25 protein-coding genes are annotated in these 26,282 nt (G+C 67.1%); 15 read left to right on the forward strand and 10 right to left on the reverse strand.

Annotation, left to right across the window (positions count from 1 at the left end; all coding sequences use genetic code 11):
* Nucleotides 1-47: 47 nt before the first annotated feature.
* On the forward strand, nucleotides 48-971 hold the full coding sequence (locus tag ACZ54P_RS07315) for a hypothetical protein (RefSeq protein WP_465460639.1): 924 nt from the start codon (nucleotides 48-50) through the stop codon (nucleotides 969-971).
* Here ACZ54P_RS07315 and ACZ54P_RS07320 read toward each other — a convergent pair.
* On the reverse strand, nucleotides 965-1,465 hold the full coding sequence (locus tag ACZ54P_RS07320; RefSeq protein ID WP_465460640.1) for a cupin domain-containing protein: 501 nt from the start codon (nucleotides 1,463-1,465) through the stop codon (nucleotides 965-967). The genes ACZ54P_RS07315 and ACZ54P_RS07320 overlap by 7 nt on opposite strands.
* 64 nt (nucleotides 1,466-1,529) lie before the next feature.
* On the opposite strand from ACZ54P_RS07320, the gene ACZ54P_RS07325 reads away from it, so the two are divergent.
* Nucleotides 1,530-2,030, forward strand: a complete 501-nt coding sequence (locus tag ACZ54P_RS07325) for a MarR family winged helix-turn-helix transcriptional regulator (protein WP_465460641.1) — start codon at nucleotides 1,530-1,532, stop codon at nucleotides 2,028-2,030.
* A gap of 56 nt (nucleotides 2,031-2,086) precedes the next feature.
* On the opposite strand, the gene ACZ54P_RS07330 is transcribed toward ACZ54P_RS07325, so the two are convergent.
* Entirely contained in the window at nucleotides 2,087-2,974 is an 888-nt protein-coding gene (locus ACZ54P_RS07330) for a glycoside hydrolase family 19 protein (protein WP_465460642.1), read from the reverse strand.
* Between the two features lie 397 nt (nucleotides 2,975-3,371).
* On the opposite strand from ACZ54P_RS07330, the gene ACZ54P_RS07335 reads away from it, so the two are divergent.
* Nucleotides 3,372-3,698: a hypothetical protein gene (locus ACZ54P_RS07335; RefSeq protein ID WP_465460854.1), complete on the forward strand. Its 327-nt coding sequence runs from the start codon at nucleotides 3,372-3,374 to the stop codon at nucleotides 3,696-3,698.
* Nucleotides 3,699-4,157: 459 nt separating this feature from the next.
* Here ACZ54P_RS07335 and ACZ54P_RS07340 read toward each other — a convergent pair whose 3' ends face one another.
* Nucleotides 4,158-4,904, reverse strand: a complete 747-nt coding sequence (locus tag ACZ54P_RS07340) for a S1 family peptidase (RefSeq protein WP_465460643.1) — start codon at nucleotides 4,902-4,904, stop codon at nucleotides 4,158-4,160.
* Between the two features lie 163 nt (nucleotides 4,905-5,067).
* Between ACZ54P_RS07340 and trpS the strand changes: the two genes are divergently transcribed.
* Together trpS and ACZ54P_RS07350 are read left to right on the forward strand one after the other, a co-directional pair.
* On the forward strand, nucleotides 5,068-6,087 hold the full coding sequence (gene trpS / locus ACZ54P_RS07345; protein ID WP_465460644.1) for a tryptophan--tRNA ligase: 1,020 nt from the start codon (nucleotides 5,068-5,070) through the stop codon (nucleotides 6,085-6,087).
* Between the two features lie 41 nt (nucleotides 6,088-6,128).
* Entirely contained in the window at nucleotides 6,129-7,151 is a 1,023-nt protein-coding gene (locus ACZ54P_RS07350) for a YhjD/YihY/BrkB family envelope integrity protein (RefSeq protein WP_465460645.1), read from the forward strand.
* Between the two features lie 9 nt (nucleotides 7,152-7,160).
* On the opposite strand, the gene ACZ54P_RS07355 is transcribed toward ACZ54P_RS07350, so the two are convergent.
* Nucleotides 7,161-8,399, reverse strand: coding sequence for a D-alanyl-D-alanine carboxypeptidase family protein (locus tag ACZ54P_RS07355; protein WP_465460646.1), 1,239 nt, complete (start codon nucleotides 8,397-8,399; stop codon nucleotides 7,161-7,163).
* A 43-nt stretch (nucleotides 8,400-8,442) separates the two neighbouring features.
* Between ACZ54P_RS07355 and ACZ54P_RS07360 the strand changes: the two genes are divergently transcribed.
* The 3 genes from ACZ54P_RS07360 to ACZ54P_RS07370 all read left to right on the forward strand — a co-directional run bounded on the left by ACZ54P_RS07360 (nucleotide 8,443) and on the right by ACZ54P_RS07370 (nucleotide 11,506).
* The gene (locus ACZ54P_RS07360; protein WP_465460647.1) at nucleotides 8,443-8,697 is read left to right on the forward strand and encodes an SCO4848 family membrane protein; all 255 of its coding nucleotides are present in this window, start codon (nucleotides 8,443-8,445) and stop codon (nucleotides 8,695-8,697) included.
* A gap of 79 nt (nucleotides 8,698-8,776) precedes the next feature.
* Nucleotides 8,777-10,192: a S8 family peptidase gene (locus ACZ54P_RS07365; protein WP_465460648.1), complete on the forward strand. Its 1,416-nt coding sequence runs from the start codon at nucleotides 8,777-8,779 to the stop codon at nucleotides 10,190-10,192.
* A gap of 87 nt (nucleotides 10,193-10,279) precedes the next feature.
* Entirely contained in the window at nucleotides 10,280-11,506 is a 1,227-nt protein-coding gene (locus tag ACZ54P_RS07370; protein ID WP_465460649.1) for a M14 family zinc carboxypeptidase, read from the forward strand.
* Nucleotides 11,507-11,588: 82 nt separating this feature from the next.
* Here ACZ54P_RS07370 and ACZ54P_RS07375 read toward each other — a convergent pair whose 3' ends face one another.
* From ACZ54P_RS07375 to sdhC, 5 genes are all read right to left on the reverse strand, one after another.
* Nucleotides 11,589-12,554, reverse strand: a complete 966-nt coding sequence (locus ACZ54P_RS07375) for a hypothetical protein (protein WP_465460650.1) — start codon at nucleotides 12,552-12,554, stop codon at nucleotides 11,589-11,591.
* A 159-nt stretch (nucleotides 12,555-12,713) separates the two neighbouring features.
* Entirely contained in the window at nucleotides 12,714-13,484 is a 771-nt protein-coding gene (locus tag ACZ54P_RS07380; protein WP_037315745.1) for a succinate dehydrogenase iron-sulfur subunit, read from the reverse strand.
* Nucleotides 13,484-15,238, reverse strand: a complete 1,755-nt coding sequence (gene sdhA, locus ACZ54P_RS07385; protein WP_465460651.1) for a succinate dehydrogenase flavoprotein subunit — start codon at nucleotides 15,236-15,238, stop codon at nucleotides 13,484-13,486. The genes ACZ54P_RS07380 and sdhA overlap by 1 nt, the downstream gene beginning before the upstream one ends.
* A gap of 28 nt (nucleotides 15,239-15,266) precedes the next feature.
* Entirely contained in the window at nucleotides 15,267-15,686 is a 420-nt protein-coding gene (locus ACZ54P_RS07390) for a succinate dehydrogenase hydrophobic membrane anchor subunit (protein ID WP_037315751.1), read from the reverse strand.
* A gap of 2 nt (nucleotides 15,687-15,688) precedes the next feature.
* On the reverse strand, nucleotides 15,689-16,132 hold the full coding sequence (gene sdhC, locus ACZ54P_RS07395) for a succinate dehydrogenase, cytochrome b556 subunit (protein ID WP_465460652.1): 444 nt from the start codon (nucleotides 16,130-16,132) through the stop codon (nucleotides 15,689-15,691).
* Between the two features lie 542 nt (nucleotides 16,133-16,674).
* Here sdhC and ACZ54P_RS07400 point away from each other — a divergent pair.
* The 6 genes from ACZ54P_RS07400 to ACZ54P_RS07425 all read left to right on the forward strand — a co-directional run bounded on the left by ACZ54P_RS07400 (nucleotide 16,675) and on the right by ACZ54P_RS07425 (nucleotide 23,602).
* Nucleotides 16,675-17,814, forward strand: coding sequence for a BMP family lipoprotein (locus ACZ54P_RS07400; RefSeq protein ID WP_465460653.1), 1,140 nt, complete (start codon nucleotides 16,675-16,677; stop codon nucleotides 17,812-17,814).
* A 118-nt stretch (nucleotides 17,815-17,932) separates the two neighbouring features.
* A complete protein-coding gene (locus tag ACZ54P_RS07405) occupies nucleotides 17,933-19,522 on the forward strand; it encodes an ABC transporter ATP-binding protein (protein WP_465460654.1) in 1,590 nt (529 codons plus the stop codon).
* A 43-nt stretch (nucleotides 19,523-19,565) separates the two neighbouring features.
* A complete protein-coding gene (locus ACZ54P_RS07410) occupies nucleotides 19,566-20,663 on the forward strand; it encodes an ABC transporter permease (protein WP_465460655.1) in 1,098 nt (365 codons plus the stop codon).
* Nucleotides 20,660-21,934, forward strand: a complete 1,275-nt coding sequence (locus ACZ54P_RS07415) for an ABC transporter permease (RefSeq protein WP_465460656.1) — start codon at nucleotides 20,660-20,662, stop codon at nucleotides 21,932-21,934. Before ACZ54P_RS07410 ends, ACZ54P_RS07415 begins: the two co-directional genes overlap by 4 nt.
* Before the next feature lies 1 nt (nucleotide 21,935).
* Nucleotides 21,936-22,325 (forward strand): cytidine deaminase, encoded by a 390-nt coding sequence (locus tag ACZ54P_RS07420; RefSeq protein ID WP_465460657.1) that lies wholly within the window; start codon nucleotides 21,936-21,938, stop codon nucleotides 22,323-22,325.
* Nucleotides 22,322-23,602, forward strand: a complete 1,281-nt coding sequence (locus ACZ54P_RS07425) for a thymidine phosphorylase (protein ID WP_465460658.1) — start codon at nucleotides 22,322-22,324, stop codon at nucleotides 23,600-23,602. The genes ACZ54P_RS07420 and ACZ54P_RS07425 overlap by 4 nt, the downstream gene beginning before the upstream one ends.
* Nucleotides 23,603-23,872: 270 nt before the next feature.
* Here ACZ54P_RS07425 and ACZ54P_RS07430 read toward each other — a convergent pair whose 3' ends face one another.
* The gene (locus tag ACZ54P_RS07430; protein WP_037315791.1) at nucleotides 23,873-24,961 is read right to left on the reverse strand and encodes a hypothetical protein; all 1,089 of its coding nucleotides are present in this window, start codon (nucleotides 24,959-24,961) and stop codon (nucleotides 23,873-23,875) included.
* Nucleotides 24,962-25,171: 210 nt separating this feature from the next.
* Between ACZ54P_RS07430 and ACZ54P_RS07435 the strand changes: the two genes are divergently transcribed.
* Nucleotides 25,172-26,281: an adenosine deaminase gene (locus tag ACZ54P_RS07435; RefSeq protein WP_465460659.1), complete on the forward strand. Its 1,110-nt coding sequence runs from the start codon at nucleotides 25,172-25,174 to the stop codon at nucleotides 26,279-26,281.
* Nucleotide 26,282: the final 1 nt, after the last annotated feature.

The raw sequence follows: 26,282 nt of genomic DNA on the forward strand, positions 1-26,282 counted from the left end.
CCGACGTACTCCGGATAGGCTGCACGTCGGGAGAACCGGGGGTCGCGATGGAAACGAGCGAAGCCAGGCGTGTCGAGGCGACGAACGCCGAGCGGTACCAGATGTCCGGCCAGTACGGGTGGGAGTTCAGCCCGGACGCGCCGAACCTGCTCGAACGCTGGACGGTGCTGCCGTTCAACCAGCGCGGGGACAAGCGGATGGCGTTCGGCGCGCTGAACGGCGCCTACAACGGGCTTCGGTTCAGTGTTTTCGACTACCACCGCCGTCCGACGGTCACGAGCGTGCACACGCGGTGGACCAACAAGAAGGTCAACGAGCTCGAAACGATCTCGATCGACACCGTCTGGGTGATCACGCTGCCCGCGCCGATGCCGAACTTCCAGATCGTGTCGAGCATCGAATCCGCTTGGGACGTCGAGCAGTATCCCGAACCCGCCACCGCGGACCGGAAGTTCAACCGCTGGTACAAGCTGATCGACACCGATCCGAACGTCGCGGTCCAGATACTGACACCGCAGGTCGCCGCCACGATGCGGTCGTTGAAGCTGCACACGTGGTCGCTGGTGGGAGCGGACCTGGTCTACGTCGAGAATCCGACGTTCGGCCGGACCAAACCGGACGACGTGCTTGCGACGTTGGGCAGGCTGGCGCAACTCGTGCCGCAGCTGCCTTTCCACCTCGGTGGCGGGCAGCCTGCCGCGCCGCCACCGCAGCCCCAGTACCCGTCCCAGCCTCAAGCGCCGCAGCAGTATCCGGCCCAGCCTTATCCACCCCAGCCGTATCCGCCGCAGAATCCCGGCTATCCGCAGCAATATCCGCCCCCGCCGCAGTACGGCCAGCCGCCGTATCCGCCGCAGCCGCCGGGATATCCGCCACCCCAGTACCCGCCGCAGCCGTATCCGCAGCCCGGGTATCCGCCGCAACCCGGACCGTACGGGCCGCCGCCGGGGTACCCGCCGCGCGGCTACTGACGGTTCTTCGCGCTCTCCGTCCACACTGGACTCTGGACGAAGTGGTTGTCGAACTTTTCCTGACTGTCCAAGAGATCCTGGACGGTCGCCTCGCCGTGGCCGACCTTCTCCAGCAGCCGGAAGTAGTCGAACCGTTCGACACCGGGGACGAACACGATCAGCACGTTCGCCGCTGAGTCCACCGCCGCGCGGAAGGCGTGCGTCGTCAGCGGTGGGACGACGAGCATGTCGCCCTCGGAAACGGTGACGATCTCTTCTCCCACAAGGACTTCCAGCTTTCCGCCGAGCATGAAGAACAGCTCGGAGGATCCGGTGTGATAGTGCGGCGCCGCGCCGTCGGCGCCGACGCCCAGCCGTGTTCTCGCACTGCTCATGACCCCACCTGTGGTCGAGACGTCGGCGAGCAAGGTGACGGAGTTCGGGGTGGCGCCGACGGTCTCGGCTTCGGCGGCGCGGACGAGGACGGGTTCGCGAATTTCGCTGCGCTGAGTCATGACTCGATAGTTCCACTGCTGATAGTTAGCTGTCAAACTATCTCCCGTCGAATAGACTGTCGCCGTGAGCGAAGAACGGAACGCGGACGCGATCGACGCGGTGGTCGGCGCATGGCGGCGGGAACGGCCGGACCTGGAGCTGACCGCCATCGGGGTCGCCGGGCGCCTCGGTCGCGTGGCGCTGCTGATGACGCCGATGGTGGAGGCCGTGTTCGCGAAACATGGCTTGAAACAAGGGGAGTTCGACGTGCTCGCGGCGCTTCGGCGGTCAGGGAAGCCGTACACGCTGATCCCGTCCGAGCTGTCCGCGACGCTGATGATGTCCAGGGCGGGAATGACCAACCGGATCGACAGGCTGGAGTCGGCGGGACTGGTCGAGCGCGCGCTCGATCCGGAGGACCGGCGCAGTTTCCGGGTCACGCTGACCGAGCGCGGCTTCGAAGTCGTCGACGCCGCGATGACCGAGCACACCGCGAATGTCACGAAGCTGCTCGCGTCCCTTGGCGAGGACATCGACGTCCTGGACGCTTCGCTGCGCCGGCTGCTGAAGCCCCTCGAAAACTAAAGGGGCCCTTCGCCGCATCACGTGCGGCGAAGGGCCCCTTCAGCTCCCTGGATGGATCAGCAGGACAGGTTGCCCCCGGGTGCGACGCCGAGGATGCCGGTGAACTGCTGGTACTTGCTCACGCGGCTCTGCACCTGGCCGGGGTTGCCGCCGTTGCACTCGAGGCTTCCGTTGATGCTGCGGATGGTTTCGCCGAAGCCGCGGCTGGTGACCATCGCGTTGTGCGGCGTCATCGTGCCCGGCCCGTTCTGGGTCATCCAGTACCAGATGCCGGTCTTCCAGGCGACCGCCGCGTCGTTCTGCACGAGCCACGGGTTGGTCAGCAGTGGCAGGCCCAGCGCGTCGCCGGCGGCCTTGTAGTTGAAGTTCCAGCTCAGCTGGATGGGGCCGCGACCGTAGTAGGCGGCGTTGCCCGCCGGGCAGCCGTAGGGCTGGGTCGTGTCGCAGTAGTGCGGGTAGTTGGCCTGGTTCTGCTCGACGATGTGCACCAGGCCGCCGGTTTCGTGGCTGACGTTCGCCAGGAAGGCCGCCGCCTCCTGCTTCTTGACGGTGTCGCTGCCGGTACCCGCGAAGGCGGGGTACGCGCTCAGGGCGGTGACCAGGCCGTTGTAGGTGTAGAACGAGTTCCGGCTCGGGAACATCTGGTTGAACTGGGCCTCGCTGACCACGAAGCCGGACGGGTTCGGCGGATTGGTCGTGCCGCCGCCGCAGGCGCCTTGATCGGCCCATACCTGCGCTGTTCCCGGGGTCTCGTTCTGTGTCCACCATTTCGCGGACCAGTTGTGCCCGTTGTGCGAGGCGGTGTTGCCGCCCCGGTAGACCGAGCTCGCGGTCCACGGCGTCACGCAGTCCGCCGCGGCGGCGGACTGGGCCGGGACGACCACGGCGACCGTGGTGGCGGCGAAGGTGGCGGCGACCGCCGCGAGAATACGTCGAAGAGACATCGGTGGCTCCTTCGTACGAGGGACCATGCAGGGATAATGGTCTATACCTTTTAAAGGGTATGGCCACAGGTATAGACCATTGCGCGCAAGAAACCAACCGGGGAAGGTTGAATCGCCCCTGTTCGGCCGCATGGTGACGGGGAAACGGTCCAACCTGTCCAGTTCTGTCCGAAACCACTTCCGATCTCGCCCAACTTTGAGAAGAGGGGTGCTCGAAAGATCCCCCCTGTGAGGGGCTACTCTCGTGCCCCGAGTTGATCAGAACCGACAGGTCTTGACACGCTCGGTAGTTTTTTGACCAGTAACCTGGAAATGCTCACTCGTTCGGGTTAGCGTTCCGGTTCGGCAATGTCACGTCACGGGAGGCACTCCGGTGCGGAACCCAGTTCATCTCCTGATGCGGTCGGCTCTGCCCGCGGCCAGGGCCGCGGCGGTCGTCGCGATCCCTGTCGCGCTGCTCGTCGCGGGCGCTGTCCCGGCATCGGCGGCGGAGTCGACAACGCGCTCGGAGATGGCGTTCGGCCTGTTGGGCCCGGTCGGCCTGATCGCCGTCGCCCTCGGCATCGTCGGTATGGCCTTCGGGGTCTTTCGTCAGCGCCGGAAGGCGCGTGCCGTCGGCGTCATCCCCGTCGTCCCGGTCCAACCCGCCGGTCAGGACGTCACCGCGATGGCCGAGGCCGTGCTCGCCGAGGACGACGGCCTCGCCCGCCCTCAGCGTCCCTGACCTGCACCTTTCCAGCTCAGATCGCGTTTAGCCCGCTAAAGGCGCCTGCCTGCCGGAGCGCGATTAGCCCGCTGAAGGCGACTTGCCGGATTTCTTGGGTAGGTACACCTAGTCCGGCCCGGATTGTTTAGCGGCGCGCTGATCGCCACGCTCGGGTCCATGACGGTGACGCGGCGTCGCAGCCGGCCCGGTGATCCTTTTCCCCGCGCCCTTGACCAGGCGATCACGGACAGCGGTCTCGGTCTCGACCGGATCCGCCACCGGCTCGCCCAGCAGGGGGTCCGGGTCAGCGTCGCGACCTTGAGCTACTGGCGGACCGGAAGAAGCCGCCCCGAGCGGTGCGACTCCCTGAAGGCGGTCGCGCTGCTGGAGCGGCTCTTCGAACTTCCTCGCGGTTCCTTGCTGAACCGGCTGGGCCCGCGTCGCCCCCGGGGGCGGTGGGGCGACGCGGGAACCGGATCAGACGCCGGAGTTGGTGCGGATCCAGCTGCGGAAGTAGGGGACGTCCACGTAGATGGACGGCCCGGTCGCGCAGGTGCTGCTGTTGTTCCCGGCGCGGCTCGTGGCGCCGACCAGCTGCCAGACACCGCTGACCTGCTTCACCTGCGGGCCGCCGGAGTCGCCGTAGCAGGCACCCGAGTTGCCGTTGGGGTTGTTGGTGCAGATCTCGCTCGCGGCGTTGATGCCACTGCACCGGGTGTCGGCGACGATCGAGGTGTTCAGCTCCTGGAGGTTGATCGGGGCGCCGCAACCACCGCGGACGGGGCAGGTCTGGCCCCAGCCGATGATCCGCGTCGCGGTGCCAACGGCCCCGGACGAAGCGGCGATCGCGACCGGCGCCTGCGAAACCGCCGTCGAGAGCCGCAGCAGCGCCAGGTCGGCGCTCGGGTGGGCGATCCGCTGGGCCACGCGGGCGACGGTGCCGCCGCTGGTGCGGTTCGTGGTGCCGACCCGTACCTGATACGGCGTGCCACAGTGGGCCGCGGTGACCACCCAGGTCGAGCTGATCAGTGAACCACCACACTGGTGACCACCGGAGCTCGACTGCTGGGACACCATGAACGAGTAGACCTGGGTCGCGTTGCCGCCGCCGACGATGTTCGGCTGGACGCCGCCGGTGGGCTCGGCCGCCGCCGCGACGCCGGAAAGCGAGAAGACGGCCGCAGCCGCCGTGGCCAAGCCCATCAGCAGGGATCGTGCCTTCATCTGGGTTCTCCTTCGGTGTGGCCGGAACATCCGGTGCCTAGAACGCTAGGAACCGGACACCGCGCCCAGAACCGTCGGAAGTATGTGGTGGTTAACCGTTTAGACCTTTAGTCAGGTTCGAGGCCGGATCACCCGCCATGGCGCCGCCTGAGAGAATCCGGGCGTGTCCGACGAACTGAAGCGCCCGCGGGTGCTCTCCGGGATCCAGCCGACCGCCGACTCGTTCCACCTGGGCAACTACCTGGGTGCGCTGCGGCAGTGGGTGCGGCTGCAGGACACGCACGACACCTTCTACATGGTCGTCGACCTGCACGCGATCACCGTCGAGCAGGACCCGAAGGTGCTGCTCGATCGCACCCGCCGCTCGGCCGCCCAGCTGCTCGCGCTCGGCGTCGACCCGGCCCGCAGCGCGCTGTTCGTCCAGAGCCAGGTGCCCGAGCACGCCCAGCTGGGCTGGGTGCTGGAATGCCAGACCGGGTTCGGCGAGGCGAGCCGGATGACGCAGTTCAAGGACAAGGCCGCGAAACAGGGCACGGATCGCGCCAGCGTCGGCCTGTTCACCTACCCGGTCCTGCAGGCCGCGGACATCCTGCTGTACCAGGCGAACGAGGTCCCCGTCGGCGAGGACCAGCGGCAGCACCTGGAGCTGACGCGCAACCTCGCGCAGCGGTTCAACAACCGCTACGGCAAGACGTTCACCGTGCCGGAGCCGCATATCGTCAAGGACACGGCGAAGATCTACGACCTGCAGGACCCGACCGCGAAGATGAGCAAGTCCTCGTCGACCGGCAACGGTCTCATCGAGCTGCTCGAAGACCCCAAGAAGTCGGCGAAGAAGGTGCGCTCGGCGGTCACCGACACCGGCCGCGAGATCGTCTTCGACGCCGAGAACAAGCCGGGCGTCTCGAACCTGCTGACGATCCTCTCCGCGTTGACCGACCAGCCGATCGCCGGACTCCAGACCTCATACGAGGGCAAGGGCTACGGCGATCTGAAGAAGGGTGTCGCCGAGGCGTTCGTCGAATGGGTCACGCCCGTGCAGGCACGCGTTCAGTCCTATCTGGACGACGTCGCCGAGCTCGACAAGGTGCTGGCCCTCGGTGCGCAACGGGCGAGGGAAGTCGCTTCGGTGACGTTGCGGAACGTCTACGCGAACATCGGGTTCCTGCCTCCGGCGGGCTAGCTCGCGTTGCGGGCCACTCCGGGCGTGGTTAGCGTCTACTGGTGGCGAAAGATGACGGCGTGAAGCCGGAAGAGGACAAGCTGTTACCCCGTCTCCGGCGAAAGTACGGCTGGCTCGATCACCTCATCCGGGCGAACGACGCCTTCACCGAGCGCTACGGCAACCACTACGCCGCCGCCATCACCTACTTCAGCGTGCTTTCGGTGATCCCGATCCTGATGGTCGCCTTCGCGGTCATCAAGATCGTGCTCGCCGGCGACCAGACGGTGACGAACCAGCTCGTCGACGGCATCAAGAAGTCGGTGCCGGAGGGGCTCAGCGATCTGGTCGGCAGCATCATCAAGGCGGCGCTGGACTCCGGCGGCGGCATCGGCGTTTTCGGTCTGCTGCTGGCGTTGTACTCCGGTGTCGGCTGGATGTCGAACCTGCGTGACGCGCTGACCGCCCAGTGGGGCCAGGAAAAACAGAAGCTGCCGTTGGTCTCGACGACGATCAAGGATCTGCTGTCCCTGGTCGGACTCGGCGTCGCGCTGGTGGTCTCGTTCGGTCTCACCGCGGCGGGCAGCGGTGTCGGACGGTTCCTGCTCGAACTCGTCGGCCTGGAGAACCAGGGCTGGGCCGTGTTCCTGCTGAAGGTCGCGACGATTCTGCTCGGCCTGCTCGCGAACACGCTCGTGTTCCTGTGGGTCATCGCGAGGTTGCCGCGTGAACACGTCGCGCTGCGCAGCGCCGTCAAGGGCGCCGTGTTCGCCGCCGTCGGCTTCATCGTGCTTCAGCAGGCCGCGACCTTCTACCTCGGCAGCGTCACGAAATCGCCGGCGTTCGCGTTGTTCGGCCCGGTGATCGGTCTGCTCGTGTTCGCGAACCTGGTTTCGCGGTTCCTGCTGTTCGTCACCGCGTGGACGGCGACCGCGAAGGAGAACATGTCGACGGTCATCGAGCCACCGGCCCCGGTGCTCATCCACCCGAGGGTGACCGTGCAACAGGGGCCGGGCCTCGGTGCGGTCGGCGGCGCTTTCGCGACCGGTGCGCTGTTGGGCTGGCTGGGCCGCCGAAGGTCCTGACCGCTCCGGCTACTTGCTCGCCATGGCCTTCTTGCGCTGGTGGCCGATGACGAACGACGCCACGATGATCAGGAAGACGACCAGCGTGATGATCCAGCCGATCGTCCCGAACGGGTCTTCGGCCGCGACCGCGGCACCGCTGTTCGACGCGCCTTCGGCGTTCGGTGCGGCCTTGGCCACGCTCGTGTCCACGGTCTCCGCCGGCTTGTAGTCGATCCGCCCGACCGATTCGGCCTTGTCCTGGCGCAACGCGATGCCGTAGTCGAGGAGCTTCGCGGCTTGCTCGGTGACCCGGGTCGGGCGCTGCTCGGCGCGAAGCATCACGACGGCGACACGGTGGCCGTTCTGGAGCGCGCCGCCGACGTAGGTGTGGCGCGCGTCGTCCGTGAAGCCTGTCTTCCCGCCGAGGAATCCGGGATAGGACCCCAGAAGCTTGTTGTCGTTGTAGATCGTGACGGCAGGTTTCCCGGCGGTCGGCGGGATTACGAAGGCCTTGGTCTTGACCACCTGCGCGAATTCGGGCTGCTTCATCCCGTAGTGGAAGATCAGGCTCATGTCGTAGGCCGAGGTCGTCATGCCCGGCCCGTCGAGCCCGGACGGCGTCGCGGCCCGCGTGTCCGTGGCGCCGATACGGGCGGCCAGCGCGTTCATCTTCCCGATGGTGATGTCGACACCGCCCAGCGCGGTGGAGAGCGCGTGTGCCGCGTCGTTGCCCGAGTGCATCAGCAGTCCGTGCAGCAGTTGGTCCACTGTGTACTCACCGCCGGCGGCGATGCCGACACAGGTGCACTCCTGCTCGGCGTCCTCTTTGGTCGGGACGATGACCTTGCGCGGTGGCAGTTCGGTGACCACGACCAGCGCGAGCAGGGTCTTGATCAGGGAAGCGGGCCGCTGACGGGCGTGCGGATCCTTCGCCGCGATGACGTCGCCGGTTTCGAGGTCCTGCAGCACCCACGACGCGGCGGTGGTCCCCTCGGGCGGGTTCAACGCGCGTTTGGGGAGCACGAGCCCGCATTCGGCCATTCGCTCGCCACCCACCGGAGCGGGCGGGACGGGCAGCGGCGCCGGAGCGACCTCGCCGGGACGCGGCTTCTCGGAGGTGTCGACGGGCGGCGGTGGCACCGACTTGTTCGCGCACGGCTGCGCCTGGTCTGGAGGCTGCGGGGCGGCTGTGGCCACCGGCGTCACCGCGAGGGCGAGCACACCGGAGACGAGGACCAGGAGCGACCGGGAGATAGCGCTGTGCACCCGAGCAATGTAGCGTCGCGTCGCCCGCTGCATACTCAGGGGCATGCGCATTTCGCGAGGTACTTCGATGTTCCTGCTGGGTTTCGGCGTGTGGTCGTGGATCATCTGGATCACGTTCGCCAAGAATCTCTGGGACAGCGACCGCGCCTGGGCCGCCGACGGCTCGCCCACCGCCTACTTCATCGTGCACGCGGTGCTGACGGTCGTCTCGTTCGTACTCGGCACCATCATCGGCCTGATCGGTCTGCGCACGCTTCGTGGCGCCAAGTCACCGGACGCGGAAAAGGCCGACGCCTGATCAGGTTTGTCGTCCTTTTGACGGTGGCGGGCCCGGCGTCGGCTCCTTAACGTTCACTCCACCGAATCATGGAGGTTGAATGTCCCGGATCAGACGTCTGCTCGTCCCCGCGCTCGTCGCGGCGGCGGCGGGAACCGTGTTCGCGGCCCCGTCGGCGAGCGCCGCGCCCGCACCCGAGTGCGACACCGTGAGCGCGCCGTTCACCTACGTGGTGCTCTACAACCCACGTACCCCGGAACGGAAGGTCGACACCGAGCTGCGCGCCAAGTGCGGCGAGAAGGTGGCGTACTACCCGGAGATCGGTGTCGCGGTGGCGACCTCGCGCAACGCCGACTTCCAGGCGAAGATCGGCGTCTTCCGCGCCTACTCCGGCGGCCGTGACGTCGCGTTCCCGCCGGCGGCTTCGGCCAGGTCGACCCGCTCCGCCGTGGTCGACACCAAGGAAACCGAAGAGACCACCAGCGTCGCCGTCGACGAGGACCTGTCGGCTCAGCAGTGGGACATGCGGGCGATCCAGGCTCCCGAGGCGAACAAGGTCTCCGGTGGCAGCAGCTCGGTGACCGTCGGCGTGCTGGACTCGGGCATCGAGCCCACACACCCCGGGCTGAAGGCCGCCTTGGACCCGAAGACGTCCGCCGGCTGCAACTCGGGCGCGCCCGACACCTCGCCCGCCGCTTGGGCGCCGACGAACTCCGACCACGGCACCCACGTCGCCGGCACCATCGCGGGCAAGGACACCGCGCGCGGCTTCACCGGCGTCGCGCCCGGCGTCAAGCTGGCGTCGGTGAAGGTCGTGAACGACGACGGCCTGATCCTTCCCGAAGCCGCCGTCTGCGGGTTCATGTGGGCGGCGAAGCACCGCTTCCCGGTCACGAACAACAGCTACTACATCGACCCGGGCATGTTCTACTGCTCGAAGGAGCCGGGTGACGCCGCCGCGTACGAGGCCGTCCGCCGCGCGGTGGTCTACTCGACCGGCCGGGGCGTCCTGAACGTCGCCGCCGCCGGCAACAGCGGCTTCGACGTCACGAAGCAGACCACCGACCCGAACCGCCCGCACCCCGTCGACTCGAGCTGCGGCATCCTGCCGAAGGCGATCGAAGGCGTCGTGACCGTCTCGGCCATCGGCTACGCGGGCACGAAGTCGTCCTACAGCAACTACGGCGCCGGTCAGGTCGAGGTGACCGCCCCCGGTGGTGACCGCGCCCAGCTGCCGCCCACCGGCCAGGGCGCCGGTTGCCCGCTGTCGACCATCTTCAACGGCGCCTACGGCACCAAGTGCGGTACCTCGATGGCGTCCCCGCACGCCGCCGGTGTCGCCGCGCTGCTGGCGTCCCGCTACCGCCACGCTCCGCCGCGGCTGCTGACCTGGCTGCTGGAGCACCAGGCCGACCCGATCGCGTGCGGCACCGCGGCGCCGGTCTGTGAAGGCCCGGAGAAGAACAACTCGTTCTACGGGCACGGCCGTGTCAACGCTCTGGACGCGGTGAAGTAGTCCGTTGTTCCGACCGCCGGGGCCTGTCCGCGTTTCGTGGGCGGGCCCCGGTGTCGTTCCGGCACTTTCGGCGAAGGGGAGTTCACGATGTCGATGTTCGGTCGGTTGGTTCCCGTGATGGCGGGGCTGGCGATGCTTCCACTGCTCACCACGCCCGCGGCGGCGGTGGAACCTCTTGCCCGGCCTTGCAGTGAGGAACCGAGAGAGTTGCCCATCGGCGAGTTCACCGACTATCGGGAGATGGTCCGCGAACTCGGCAGGCTTGAGCGCGTGAGCAAGGGGCGCGTCGCGGTCAAGGAGGTCGGGCGGTCCAACCGGGGCCGGGTGATCCACCAGGCGACCGTCGGGACCGGCCCGAAGGTCTTCGTGGTCTCCAGCGAGATCCATGGGAACGAAAAGACCGGCACAGACGCGCTTCTGCGCATTCTCGACTACCTCGGCACTTCGGAGTCACGGGACGCCGAGCGGCTGCGGAAGACCGTCACCTTCGTCGCCGTTCCCAAACTGAACCCGGACGGCGCCGAACTCGACCGGCGCGGCAATGACCTGTCGTGGGCCGAAGTGCAGCAGAAGTTCCCGCAACTCAAGGACCGGCCCCCCGCCTGGAACTACCTCAGCGATGTCCTCCAAGGTGACGACTACCGCAAGCGTCCCGGGTTCGACGTCAACCGCGACTTCCACCCGGACCTGAACTACGTCCCGCGCGCGGAGGACGTTCCCGGTGCGCCGGATCAGCCCGGCTGGTTCATCACGCCCGAGGCGCGGGCGCTGCGTTCGGTGTACGTGGAGCTGACGAAGCAGCGTGGCAAGGTGCCTGACGTCTACGTCGACCTTCACCATCAAGGCGCGTGCGTCCGGCAGGACGGCAGCAACCGGCTCCTCGACGTCGGCATCGACTACCCGCCGCTGCCCGACAAGTTCTTCGAGCCCGGCCAGAAGTACGCGAAGTATCGCGACGTGTACACAAAGGACGAATCGCGGCAGCTGGCCATCAGCGCGTTCAACGGGATGACCTCGCGTGGCTTCGTCGGGGCGCGTTATCCGCACGCGGCCGATCGTGACCTGCCCGGTCAGGCGCGGTGTGCGTTCGCCTTGAACGGGACGGGGACGGTGCTGTTCGAGGTGCGCGGGCAGACGCAGACGCTGGGGCAGCAGCACCGGGAGCATTTCACGCGGGCGGTGATGGCCGGGCTGTACAACATGCTGCGGGACGTGAGCACGGGCGCTGTCGACTACATCGACCCTGAGGCTTTCGACCGGCTGCCCGGCACCGCCGACTCGGCCGCTGCCGCACTCGCACGCGTGCTGGAGTAGGTGCTCAGTGCGGTCGCTCAGTGAAGTACATGATGGCCCCCTTCCTTGCGCTAGGCGCAAAGAAGGGGGCCATCATGTACTTTTAGGCGGCTGTTGTGAGGTGGATGTCGGGCCGGGGCCTGGCTGCGGCCACGCTGTGGGCGGCAGTGAGGTCGGCAAGGACGCCGTCGGGATCGTTCTGCAGCCGGGAAGGCAGGGTTTGCACGACGACAAGGCCTGCCGCCGCATACCGGGTATTTCGGTCGATGGTTCGCGCATAGTCCGACCTGCGGAAATGAAACTCGAAAGAGTCGATCTCCCAAACGAGACCTACGTCCTCCCAGAACGCGTCGGGACGTCCGACATAGCGTCCTTGCCGATCGTAAATCGCCGCGTTCCAGTGGGTCGGCGGCGATGACATGCGCTGGCTGAGCATTTTGGCACGGGATTCCGCCATCGAACGGAGATCCATCCAGTTCATCAGAAGTCGCCTCGGCACAGCGGTTCCCCGTAATGAGCCGTGATCGAGCTCGGCGAGTAGCACTTTCGGATGGCATCCACCTTTTTGGACCGCTTCGATCAAGACGGCTTCAACCTGTTCGGTGCTCCTAAGTCGGCGCACGGTGTCCGTGGCGGCCCTGATCAAGGGTGCTAACGGCACTCCGTCTCGGACGTTCGGCGACGGTAGGCGGATCGTCCGTTCCATCGTCACGAAACCGGTGCTGCGAATCTTCCGGTCATGCGGGATCAGCAGGTGCAGCCCCGCGTCCGGTGGCATCGCGGCTGGGCGCAGTCCGTGTCGCAGACAAGCTTCGGTACCGGTGAGCAGCGCGTCCGCTCCGCCGTGCAGCAGACCGGCGGTCACGAGTTGCTCAGTCGTCGGTTCGTTGCTGTGCAACAGGATTATGCCCGGCAACAAGCGTTGCCAAGGTCCACCCGGCAGACAGCGGGTGTAGATCGTCCTGCTGCTCATCTCCAGGCTCTCCAGGTCGGAAGCCCGAACGACGCCGTTGCGGCTTCGCTCCAGCAGCAGTTCGGGATGCTGAGCCCATCTCCCCCTCTTGGTCATGCAGTCAGCATGGGCGCGGGATAGATCACCTCACCAGAGCTGTTCGCGCAGTCTGTGGATAACTACCCTGTTGTGGATAAGTCACCCAGAAGTACATGATGGCCCCCTTCCTTGCGCCTAGCGCAAGGAAGGGGGCCATCATGTACTTCAAAAAGAGCGTCAGACGCGCTTGAACAGCAGAGCGCGCTTCACTTCCTGAATGGCCTTCGTGACCTGGATGCCACGCGGGCAAGCGTCGGTGCAGTTGAACGTCGTCCGGCAGCGCCATACGCCTTCGGAGTCGTTCAGGATGTCGAGCCGCTCTTCGGCGCCTTCGTCACGTGAGTCGAAGATGAACCGGTGCGCGTTGACGATCGCGGCCGGGCCGAAGTACGAGCCGTCGTTCCAGTACACCGGGCACGAGGACGTGCAGCAGGCGCACAGGATGCACTTGGTCGTGTCGTCGAACCGGTCGCGGTCGGCCTGCGACTGGATCCGCTCGCGCGTGGGCTCGTTCCCGTAGGCGATGAGGTACGGCTTGACCGCACGGTACGCCTCGAAGAACGGGTCCATGTCGACGTAAAGGTCCTTGAGCGTGGTCAGGCCCTTGATCGGCGCGATGGTGATGACGGTCTTCTTGCCGCCGGTCTCCAGCAGGTCCTTCATCAGGACCTTGCACGCCAGCCGGTTGATGCCGTTGATCTGCATCGCGTCGGAACCGCAGACGCCGTGCGCGCACGAGCGCCGGAACGAGAACGTCCCGTCGATGTAGTCCTTCACGTAGAAGAGCAGGTTCAGCAGCCGGTCGGTGCGCTGCGCCGGGACGTCGTAGGACTCCCAGTGCGGCTCGGTGTCGACCTCGGGGTTGAACCGCAGGATCTTCAGCGTGACGGTGATCGGCGTGTGGTCGGAGGACACGGCCTCCGACTTCTCGGGGGTGGCCGTGGTCATCAGTACTTCCGCTCCATCGGTTCGTAGCGGGTGAAGGTCACCGGCTTGTAATCCAGTCGGATGTCGGCGTTCAGCTCGGAACCCTGCTTGTAGGCCATGGTGTGCCGCATGAAGTTCGTGTCGTCACGGTTCGGGTAGTCCTCGCGCGCGTGTCCGCCGCGGGACTCCTTGCGCGCCAGGGCGCCGACGACCAGGACTTCGGCGAGTTCGAGCAGGAAGCCCAGCTCGACGGCCTCGAGGACGTCGGTGTTGTACCGCTTCCCCTTGTCCGACACGGTGATCCGGCTGTACCGCTCCTTCAGTGCCTGCACGTCGGTCAGCGCCTGCTTCAGCGTGTCCTCGGTGCGGTACACCGAAGCGTGCGAGTCCATCGTCCGCTGCAGCTCGGTGCGGATGTCGGCGACGCGTTCGTCACCGTGCTCCGAGAGCAGCAGCGACAGCTGGTCTTCGACGACCTTGGTCGGGTTTTCCGGCAGCTCGACGTGGTCGTGCGCCAGCGCGTACTCGGCGGCGGCGATGCCGGCGCGGCGGCCGAACACGTTGATGTCGAGCAGCGAGTTGGTGCCCAGCCGGTTCGAACCGTGCACGGACACGCACGCCACCTCACCCGCGGCGTACAGGCCGGGGATGACGTTTTCGTTGTCCCGCAACGCCTCGCCGTGGACGTTGGTCGGGATGCCACCCATCACGTAGTGACAGGTCGGGAACACCGGCACCGGTTCGGTGACCGGGTCGACCCCCAGGTACGTCCGCGAGAACTCCATGATGTCCGGGAGTTTCGCGTTCAGCGTCTCCTCGGGGATGTGCGTTACGTCGAGGACGACGTAGTCCTTGTTCGGCCCGCAACCCCGGCCCTGCAGCACTTCCTGCACCATCGACCGGGCGACGATGTCACGCGGCGCGAGGTCCTTGATGGTGGGGGCGTAGCGCTCCATGAACCGTTCGCCGTCGGCGTTGCGGAGGATGCCGCCTTCCCCGCGCACGGCTTCGGAGATGAGGATGCCGAGCCCGGCGAGACCGGTCGGGTGGAACTGGAAGAACTCCATGTCCTCCAGCGGCAGGCCCTTGCGGAAGATGATGCCGAGGCCGTCACCGGTGAGGGTGTGCGCGTTCGACGTCGTCTTGAAGATCTTGCCCGCGCCGCCGGTGGCGAACACGATCGACTTCGCCTGGAAGACGTGCAGCTCGCCGGTCGCCAGCTCGTAGGCGACGACGCCGGAAGCGGCCGGGTTGCCGTCCTCGTCCGGGGTCAGGATGAGGTCCAGCACGTAGAACTCGTTGAAGAACTCGGTGCCGTGCTTGACGCAGTTCTGGTACAGCGTCTGCAGGATCATGTGCCCGGTGCGGTCCGCGGCGTAGCAGGCGCGGCGGACCGCGGCCTTGCCGTGGTCACGGGTGTGCCCGCCGAAGCGGCGCTGGTCGATCTTGCCCTCGGGTGTCCGGTTGAACGGCAGGCCCATCTTCTCGAGGTCGAGAACCGCGTCGATGGCTTCCTTCGCCATGATCTCGGCGGCGTCCTGGTCGACCAGGTAGTCGCCACCCTTGATCGTGTCGAAGGTGTGCCACTCCCAGTTGTCCTCTTCGACGTTCGCCAGCGCGGCGCACATACCGCCCTGGGCGGCGCCGGTGTGGGAACGCGTCGGGTAGAGCTTGGTGAGGACCGCGGTGCGGGCACGCTGGCCGGACTCGATGGCCGCGCGCATGCCGGCGCCACCGGCGCCGACGATCACCACGTCGTACTTGTGGAACTGCATGAGGACTCCGCTTAACGTGTGGTGGGCGTCAGTTGGCCGAGATGCCGGGATCGAAGGTGAAGATCACCATCGTGCCGACGGCGAGGATCAGCACCATCGAGACGTAGAGCACGATTTTCAGCCAGAACCGGGTGCTGTCCTTGCGGGCGTAGTCGTCGATGATCGTCCGCAGCCCGTTGCCGCCGTGGATTTCGGCGAGCCACAGCATCGACAGGTCCCAGAACTGCCAGAACGGCGAGGCCCAGCGGCCGGCGACGAAGCCCCAGTTGATGCGGTGCACGCCGCCGTCGAGGATGTTCATGATGAACAGGTGGCCGAGCACCAGGACGATCAGGGCGAGGCCCGAGATGCGCATGAACAGCCAGCTGTAGAGCTCGAAGTTGCTCCGGCGGGCGGCGGGACGCTTCGGGGAACGCGGCTTGTCGAGTGCGAGAACTTCGGATGCCATGGTCAGTGCCCCCCGAACATAACTTCGACGGTGCGCTTCATCATGAAGAAGGCACCGGGAATCATCACCACGATCCAGATGGCGAGGATCGTCCATAGCATCGGCTTCTGGAACTTCGGTCCCTTCTCCCAGAAGTCGACCAGCATGACCCGGATGCCGTTGAGCGCGTGGAACAGCACCGCGCCGACCAGGCCGACCTCGAGGAGGTTGACCAGCGGGGTCTTGTAGGTCTCGATGACCTCGTTGTACGTGTCGGGCGACACGCGCACGAGCGCGGTGTCGAGGACGTGCACGAAGAGGAAGAAGAATGTCAGCACGCCGGTGATGCGGTGCAGCACCCAGGACCACATACCGGGGTCGCCCCGGTAGAACGTCCCTTGCCGGCGTGAGGCACCCGCGGAGGCGCTCGCGGCCGCCTCGGTGGCGGTGCTAGCCGTGGTGGACATCGGTGAACGGCCTCCAACGTCATGGCTCGGGCCCGCTGACCGCTGGTTTCCGCGCCTGCCGCCGGGACGTCCGCTGGGGACGGCTCCGGCGACGGTGCCGAGATCATGGTCATCGAGCGTGGATGAAAAGGATGCTAGACCCGCACCTCACGGTGGGCTCACCTCCGGGTTCCTCTGTGTGATGGACCAGACATCGAGGCTCCCGCACGATCGGGTGACGCAGGCCGGTAACTCACCGGTTCGTCCACTGTGGACGGGACGGGTCGCCGCGGAGTGTCCTGAACGGTGCGTGACGATCTTGGATCTTTCTCGCGGCCAGAGGGCCGGGTACTGCCTGCGATTACTCCGTCATGGTCACCGTAAGTACTCCCTTGGTCGCGCGTACGACTCATGAGTAAACGTTTGTGTTACGTAGCGTGCCTTTCCTATGGCGGCTAAGCGGCCGTTAGGTACCGTTCCTCGGTCGACCCGGCATTCGTCGCCGGGCCGTTTCTTCGGACCATCCGCTGGATCAGCGGGGAGGGAGACACACGTTGCGTCGCATGCGTGGAACCGCGCTGGCCGCCGCTGCCATGGCCGGTGCTCTGGTACTGGCCGGATGCGCGAAGGATTCTGGTGCGGGGAACAACAACAACGCGAGCACGGGGGACCAGGCCGCCGGCTGCGTGACCGCGCCGAAGCCGCCCGCCGCGGCCGCCGCCTCGACGAGCACCAGCCAGGCAGGCGAGAAGGTCGACGGCAGCAAGCTCAAGGTCGCGTTGGCCTTCGACGTCGGCGGCCGTGGTGACGCGTCGTTCAACGACTCCGCCGCCGCCGGTACCGACAAGGCCAAGGCCGAACTCGGCGTCACGTCGGTCACCGAAAGCACCGCCGCCGCGACCGAGGACGAGGCCGCGAAGTCGCAGCGTCTCGACCAGCTCGCCTCGCAAGGCTTCAGCCCGGTCATCGCGGTCGGCTTCGCCTACGCCAAGGCCGTCGGCGCCATCGCGCCGAAGTACCCGAACACCCAGTTCGCGATCGTCGACGACGACTCCGTCAAGGCGCCGAACGTCACCCCGCTGGTGTTCGCCGAGGAGCAGGGCTCGTTCCTGGCCGGTGTCGCCGCCGCCTACAAGTCGAAGAAGTGCCACGTCGGCTTCGTCGGTGGCGTCAACACGCCGCTGATCCAGAAGTTCGAGGCCGGCTTCCTCCAGGGTGTGAAGGCCGCTTCGAGCAAGGCCAAGATCGAGGACGAGTACCTCACCCCGGCCGGTGACTTCTCCGGGTTCCAGGACCCGGCGAAGGGCAACGTGAAGGCCGCCGCCCAGATCGCCAAGGGCGCGGACGTCGTCTACCACGCCGCCGGTGCCTCCGGTAAGGGCGTTTTCGAGGCCGCGAAGTCGAACAACGCCATGGCCATCGGCGTCGACTCCGACCAGTACAACCAGAAGACGGTCGAGGCGTCGAAGGACGTCATCATCACCTCGATGCTCAAGCGCGTCGACGTGGCGGTGTTCGACTATCTCCGCGCGCTCGCGAAGGGCGACCTCACGTCGCTGCCGAAGCGGTTCGACCTCAAGGTCGATGGCATCGGTTACGCCACTTCCGGTGGCAAGGTCGACGACATCAAGGACGTCCTCGAGGGCTACAAGGCGCAGATCGTCTCCGGGGCGATCACCGTCTCGGACAAGCCGCAGAAGTAAGCTCCACCAGGGGGCCCGAAGCATGTTTTCCCGCTGAGGGCCAATCGTGACCGCGGGGCTCGGGAGGGTAATCCCTTCCGAGCCCCAACCTGTTTACCCAGAACTGGATGGCTTTTTCATGAGCGCTCCCCAGGCCGAGGTCACCGACGCCCCCGACCGGGGTGAACCGGCCGTGCAGCTGACCGGGATCACGAAGCGATTCCCCGGTGTCGTCGCCAACTCCGACGTCAACCTCACCGTCGTCAAGGGCGAGGTGCACGCCGTCTGCGGCGAGAACGGCGCGGGCAAATCGACCCTGATGAAGATCCTCTACGGCATGCAGCAGCCGGACGAGGGCGGCATCGCGATCAACGGCGAACCGGTGAAACTGCGCAATCCGCAGGACGCCATCAAGGCCGGGATCGGCATGGTCCACCAGCACTTCATGCTGGCCGACAACCTGACCGTCGGGGAGAACGTCTTCCTCGGCGCGGAGAACCTGCACGGCATCGGCCGCGCCGCCAGGGCGAAACTGGCGGAGTTCGCCGAACGCGTCGGCCTCCACGTCCGGCCGGACGCGCTGCTCGAAGAACTCGGCGTCGCCGACCGTCAGCGCGTGGAGATCGTCAAGGTGCTCTACCGCGGCGCCCGGATCATCATCCTCGACGAGCCCACCGCGGTGCTCGTGCCTCAGGAGGTCGACGCGCTGTTCGAGACCGTCCGCGCCATGCAGAAGGACGGCTTCACCTTCCTCTTCATCTCGCACAAGCTCGACGAGGTGCGCGCGATCGCCGACACGGTCACCGTGATCCGCCGCGGCACCACCGTCGGCACGGCCGATCCGAAGACGATCACCTCGCGCCAGCTGGCCGAGATGATGGTCGGCTCGGAACTGCCCAGCCCGGAGACCCGCGAGTCCACCGTGACCGATCGGGCCGTCCTCCGCCTGGACGACGTCTGCCTGAGCGTCGAGGGGTCCGAGCGGAACGTGCTCGACCACATCTCCTTCACCGTGCACGCGGGCGAGGTGCTCGGGATCGCCGGCGTCGAGGGCAACGGGCAGACCGAGCTCGTCGAGACGATCATGGGCATGCGCAAGGGCGGCGGCCGGATCGAATTGACCGAGGCCGACGGCAACGTCGTCGAACTGCACAAACTGGGGACGCTCGCCCGTCGCGAGGCCGGGATCGGCTACATCGCCGAAGACCGCACGCGGCACAGCCTCCTACTCACGCAACCGTTGTGGGTCAACAGGATTCTCGGCTACCAGACGCGCAAGCCGGTCGCGAAAGGACAGTTGCTCGACATCGTCGGCGCGCGTGAGGACACCCGCCGCATCGTCGAGAAGTACGACGTCCGCACCCCGGGCATCGACGTCCCGGCCGCCGCGCTTTCCGGCGGGAACCAGCAGAAGCTGATCGTCGGCCGTGAGCTTTCGGGGGAGCCGGTGCTGCTGATCGCGTCGCATCCGACGCGCGGTGTCGACGTCGGCGCGCAGGCGTTGATCTGGGAACAGATCCGCCAGGCCCGCGCGGCCGGGCTGGCCGTGCTGCTGGTTTCGGCCGACCTCGACGAGCTGATCGGGCTTTCCGACACCATTCAGGTCATGCTGCGCGGACGGCTGGTCGGCGCGGCCGACCCCGCGACCGTGACCCCGCAGGAACTGGGCTCCGCGATGACGGGTGCCTCCGAAGACTCCCAAGACTCCGAAGAGGATGGTGTGGCGTGAAAAGGTTCGCTATTTGCGGCACTCATTGCTTTGGAGGAACAGCGTGAGTTCCTGGCGTACGAGGCTGCTGCCGCCTCTGCTCGCGATCGTGTTCGCCGTCATCCTGACGGCCATCGCGCTCATCATCTCGGGCGCCGATCCGCTGCAGGCGTACGGCACGATGATCGGCCAGCTCTTCAAGGGCTCGACAGCCGTCGACACGGTGAACCTCGCGACGGTCTATTACCTGTCCGGGCTCGCGGTGGCCATCGGCTTCCAGATGAACCTCTTCAACATCGGCGTCGAGGGCCAGTACCGGTTCGCCGCCATCGTCACCGCCATCATCGGTGGGGCACTGCGACTGCCGCCGGTGATCCACGTGCTGGCGATCCTGGTCGTCGCGGTGCTCAGCGGCATGCTGTACGCGGCCATCCCGGCCGTGCTGAAGGTGACCCGAGGCGTTTCCGAGGTCATCTCGACGATCATGCTGAACGCGATCGTCGGCGGCATCGTGGCGTTCCTGGTCAACGCGGATCAGTTCGGCGTGCAGACCGGCAACAACATCGCCACCCGGGAGATCGACGGCACCGGCCGGATCCCGGGTATCCCGATCCTTTCCGGTGAACTGTTCGGCTTCGTGTTCATCGCGGCGCTGATCGGCGCCGCCTACTGGTTCATGCTCAACCGGACCCGGTTCGGCTTCGAGCTCAAGGCCTCCGGCGAATCGACGACGGCGGCCGCCGCCGGTGGGGTGAACGCCAAGAAGATGACGCTGATCGCGATGCTGCTTTCCGGTGGTGTCGCCGGTCTGGTCGCGATGCCGGAACTGCTCGGCCGCGACTTCAGCTACGGCATCACCTCGACCCAGATGTACGGCTTCACCGGGATCGCGGTCGCCCTGCTCGGCCGCAACCACCCGGCCGGGATCGCGCTGGGCGCCCTGCTGTGGGCGTTCCTCGACCGGTCCGCGGTGTCGCTGGAGCAGATCAACGTGTCCAAGGAGATCGCCACGATCATGCAGGGCGTGATCGTGCTGTCGGTCGTCATCGCGTACGAAGTCGTGCGCCGCGCCGATCTGGCCGCCGAACAGCGTCGCGTGGGTCGCGCGCTGGCGGGCAACGGCCGCAAGGGGTCGAGCGTTTCCGAGGGAGGTGCGGTGTGACCACCGCGGACGTTCTTTCGCCCAACACAGGCGGCACCACCATGCCGGTGAAGCGGCAGAAACGCCGTATCCCGGGCTGGGCCAAGGGCGCCATCTGGGGTCTGCTGGCGGTCGGCGTGCTTTCGGCCGCTTCGTACGCCACCGGCGTCAACACGCTGACCTCGACCAACACCGCGCACACCGCGTTGCGGCTGGCGCTGCCGATCCTGCTGTGCGCGCTCGGCGGGCTCTGGGCCGAACGCGCGGGCGTGATCAACATCGGCCTCGAAGGCATGATGATCCTCGGCACCTGGGGTGCCGCCTGGGGCGCCTTCTACGGCGGCGTCTGGGCCGGATTGCTCGCTGCCGTGGTGTTCGGGGCGCTCGGCGGCCTGCTGCACGCCGTCGCGACGGTGACCTTCAACGTCAACCACATCGTCTCCGGTGTGGCGATCAACCTGCTCGGTCTCGGCGTCGCGAAGTACCTCGCGAACCTGGTGTTCACCCCGCTTTCGGGTAACCCGCGCCAGTCGCCGCCGGTCCCGAAGTTCGACACCTACTCGGCGACGTTCCTCTCGGACTGGCTTTCGGACCTGGAGAAGATGCAGCGCGTCTTCATCTCGGACCTCGCCGGGATCCTCAACGGCCTCATCACCGAGGTCGCGCCGCTGACGATGATCGCGATCGCGCTGGTGCCGATCAGTTATCTGGTGCTGTGGCGGACCCGGTTCGGCCTGCGGTTGCGGTCCTGCGGGGAGAACCCGGTCGCGGCCGAGTCGCTCGGGGTCAACGTCTACGTGCACAAGTACATCGCCATGCTCGTCTCCGGCGGGCTCGCCGGGATGGGCGGCGCGTCGCTCGTGCTGCTCGCCGGCGGGGCGGACTACCTGGAGAACCAGACCAACAACCGCGGGTACATCGGCCTCGCGGCGATGATCTTCGGCAACTGGCGGCCGGGTGGCCTGCTCGGCGGCGCGGCGCTGTTCGGGTACGCGGACGGGCTCCAGCTCGCCGGTGGCGGGACCGCGGTGCTCGCGCTGCTGTACGGCGCGGTGATCCTGCTGGCCGTGATCGTGGCGGTGCAGTTGTTCCGCCGTCAGTGGATCGCTTCCGCGCTCGGTGTCGTCGGCGCCGGTCTGCTGTACGCGATCTACTGGACCAACGACGACCTGCCCAGCGACCTCATCCCGTACACCGCGCACTTCGTGACCCTGATCGTGCTCGCGGTCGCTTCGCAGCGGCTGCGGCCGCCCAAGGCGGACGGCGCTCTCTATCGGCGAGGTGAGGACTGACATGGCGGAGTACGACTGGGAAGCCCTGCGGGCTCAAGCCGTCGAGGTGGCGAAGTCGGCGTACGCGCCCTACTCGGGTCTGCACGTCGGCGTCGCCGGTGTGGTGGACGACGGCCGGATCGTCGTCGGCTGCAACGTCGAGAACGCGTCTTACGGGCTGGGCATGTGCGCGGAATGCACGATGGCGGGGCAGCTGCGGCTGACCGGCGGCGGCAAACTCGTCGCGGTCGCCTGCCGCAGTGGCGCCGGTGAGCTGCTGATGCCGTGCGGCCGTTGCCGTCAGATCCTGTTCGAGCACGGCGGCGCCGACTGTCTCGTGGACACGCCCAGCGGGATCCTGCCGATGTCCGCGGTGCTGCCGGACGCGTTCGGCCCGGACGACCTGCCGTGAGCGCGTTCGCCGCCGTCGACGTCATCCGCGCGAAGCGGGACGGCGGACGGCTGTCCGACGAGCAGATCGACTGGACCATCGACGCGTACACGCGCGGTGAGATCGCCGAGGAACAGATGGCCGCGCTCGCGATGGCCATCTTCCTGCGGGGCATGGATTCCGGCGAGATCGCGTGCTGGACCGGCGCGATGATCGCCTCGGGGGAGCGGCTCGACCTGAAGGTCAGCCGTCCGACGATCGACAAGCATTCGACGGGCGGGGTCGGCGACAAGATCACGCTTCCGCTGGCGCCGCTCGTCGCGGCGTGCGGGGCGGCCGTGCCGCAGCTGTCCGGGCGCGGGCTCGGGCACACCGGTGGGACGCTGGACAAACTGGAGTCGATCCCGGGCTGGCGTGCCGCTTTGTCGACTTCGGAGATCATGCGGCAGCTCGACGACGTCGGCGCGGTGGTCTGCGCGGCGACGTCCGGGCTGGCTCCCGCGGACAAGAAGCTGTACGCGCTGCGGGACGTGACCTCGACGGTGGAGTCGATTCCGCTGATCGCCAGCTCGATCATGAGCAAGAAGATCGCCGAGGGCTCGGCCGGACTGGTGCTCGATGTGAAGACCGGGTCCGGCGCGTTCATGAAGACGCTTCCGCAGGCGCGTGAACTCGCGCGGACGCTGGTGGAGATCGGGACCGCGCACGGCGTCGCCACGACGGCGCTGATCACGGACATGAACGTGCCGTTGGGCTATGCCGTCGGCAACGCGATCGAGGTCGCGGAGTCGATCGAGGTGCTGCGCGGCGGTGGTCCGGCCGACGTCGTCGAGCTGACCGTGGCTTTGGCCAGGGAGATGCTGGCGCTGGCGGGATTGTCCGATGTGGACCCGGCTTCGGTGCTCGCGTCCGGACGGGCTTACGAGACGTGGTGCCGGATGATCGCCGCGCAGGGCGGGGACCCGGAGGCTCCGCTGCCGCGGCCAAAGCACGTCCACGTCGTCTCGGCGCCCGCTGAGGGAGTGTTGACGTCTCTGGACGCTTATTCGGTCGGGGTCGCCGCCTGGCGGCTCGGGGCCGGGCGGGCGCGCAAGGAGGATCCGGTGCAGGCCGCGGCGGGTGTGCTGTGCCTGGCGAAGCCGGGCGACAAGGTTTCTGCCGGGCAGCCGCTGCTGGAACTCCACACGGACACCCCGGACGCCGTCCCTTCGGCTCTCGCCGCCCTCACCGACGCCTACGCCGTCTCCTCGGAGGCCCCGGCGGCCACGCCCCTGGTGCTGGAGACCGTCCGCCCCTGAGCGCGTTCAGCCCGCTAAACGCGCTCAGCGGCGTCGGCGGGCGGATCGCGATCAGGGGGCGAAAGTCGCTCTGGTCGGTTCTGCGTTTCGTCCTCTGAATGCGGTGGTTCGCACTACGCACTACCGCAACTAGAGGACGAAACGCGTGGCGATCGGGGGCGCGTGGGGTGTGCGAGGTTCCGAGTAGCGTGAAGGCCCCCTTCCCTTGGCTGGTCACTCAAACAACAGCCGAGGGAAGGGGGCCTTCACGCGCTAAAGGGAGCGTGAGCCTCAGTCAGAGGTCTCGTCGCCGCCATCGGCCTTGGCCTTGGCGTCGGCCGCCTTGGGCGCTCGGCCGTTGCGCGAGCTGCGGCGCGGCTGACGCGGGGCGGGCGGCGGCGGGGAGATCTGCTGCAGGGCCGGGCCACCGCCGAGCATCAGCTCCGCGAAGGTCGCCATGGCCTCGTCCAGCTGGCCGCCGATGCGGCGCACGGACTCGTCGTTGCTCTTGCGCACCAGCGTGTCCACCGAGTCGGTGTCCGGCTGCTTCGACAGCGTGCTCTCGACCTTGGACAGGCCGCTGCGGATCGATCCGTCGAGGTCGCCGAGCCGTCCGGTGAAGCCGTCCTCGACCTTGTCGAGCCGCTCGGCCAGGTCGTCGAGCCGCGAGGTGACCTTCTCGAGCCTGTCGCCGAGGCCGTCGAGCCGCTCCGACGCGTCGATCATCTCGCCGGTCTCGGTCAGCGCGGTCTTGAGCGCGTCGGCATTCGCGGCGAGGCTTTCCTTGGTGGCCTTGTCGAGGTTCTCGACGCGGGTGCGCAGCTCGCGGTCGACGGTGTCGACGCGGTCGCGCAGGACCGACTCGGCCTGCTCGACGCGCTCGCGCACCGGGCCGATCACCGACTGCGGCAGCGAGTCGGTCTTCACGTCCTGCTTGTCGAGGTGCGCGCCGAGCTCGTCGAGACGGCGGTGGATGTTCTGGAGCTTGTCCTCGAGCCCGTCCATCCGGCCCGCGACGCCTTCGAACTTCGCGGCCATGCCGTCGAGGCGGCCGTCGAGCTGGGCGAACGGCTTGGCGAGCTTGTCGACGATGCTTTCGACGGCGCGGGTCAGCGCGGCGAGCGCGTTGTCCTGCGCTTCGAGCCGCGACATGGTCTCGTCGAGGCGCTCGGCGAGCACGCTGACCTCGGTGCGGTCGGGCATCTCCGAGAGCCGCTTGCGGACGGCGCCGAGCGAGTCGACCGGGGCAAGGCGGGCGTAGATGTCGTCGAGCGCGTCGAAGATCTGCTGCTGTTCGCTCTCACGCACTTCGGCCGCGCGCACCAGCATGTTGCGCATCCGGTCGAAGGACGGGGCTGCAATGTTGTTGTCAGTGGTCACTGCGGTGTCCTTCGTGGGCGGGGAAATGGGAGGGACGTGACCTGAAGCTTATCCATTGCGAAATTGCTGTGCGTATGGCCCCCGGGTATCGGACAATGCCACCCGCTGCCCCTGATGGCCGATTCAGCCGGTGATCCACAAAGCTGAGGGTTAAGTCGAGCATGAGACTTACCGCCATGTAGGGGAATGACAGGCTGGTTACCGTTACGTATGTCCGCTGAAAGCAGCAGTTCCCGCATCCCGGAGGCGGTACTGACCCGTGCTCCGAAAGTCCTCTTGCACGACCATCTGGACGGCGGGCTGCGGCCCGCCACGGTGGCCGAACTCGCCGACCGGACGGGGTACCCGGCCTTGCCCGTGAAGGACCCCGTCGAGCTGGGCCGATGGTTCCGCGAAGCCGCCGATTCCGGCTCCCTCGTCTCGTACCTTGAGACGTTCGCGCATACCTGTGGCGTGATGCAGACCGAGGAAGCGCTGGTCAGAGTGGCCGCCGAGGCGGTGGAAGACCTCGCCGCCGACGGGGTCGTCTACGCCGAGGTGCGCTACGCCCCCGAACTCTTCGTCGAACGAGGCCTTTCACTCGATGCGGTGGTCGAGGCCGTTCAGGCGGGTTTCGAGGAAGGTGAACGGAGAGTGGCCGCCGGAGGGGGCCGGATCCGGATCGGGACGTTGCTCTGCGCGATGCGCCAGCACGCCCGCGCCCTCGAGATCGCGGGCCTCGCCGTCCGCTACCGCGACGCCGGTGTCGTCGGGTTCGACATCGCCGGACCGGAAGACGGATTTCCGCCTACCAGAAATCTCGACGCATTCGAGTTTCTTCGTACGAATAATGCGCATTTCACCATTCATGCCGGGGAGGCGTTCGGGCTTCCGTCCATTTGGGAGGCGATTCAGCATTGCGGTGCCGAGCGCCTCGGTCACGGTGTACGCATCGTCGAGGACATCAAGACCGACAGTGACGGCACGGTCCATTTGGGACGGTTGGCCGCCTACGTCCGCGACCGCCGGATCCCGCTGGAGATCTGCCCCACGTCCAATGTCCAGACGGGAGCGGCGCGCTCGATCGGTGAGCATCCCATCGGCCTGCTCACCCGGCTGCGCTTCCGGGTCACGGTCAACACCGACAACCGCCTGATGAGCGGCTGCTCGATGACCAGCGAATTCGCCGCGCTGGCCGAGGCGTTCGGCTTCGGCCTGGCCGATCTGGAGTGGTTCACCATCAATGCGATGAAATCCGCGTTCCTCGATTTCGATCGGCGGCTCGACATCATCAACACGGTCATCAAGCCCGGGTATGCCGCCTTGCGTTCGTTAGCATAGC

This window comes from Amycolatopsis sp. NPDC034160, assembly GCF_055575355.1.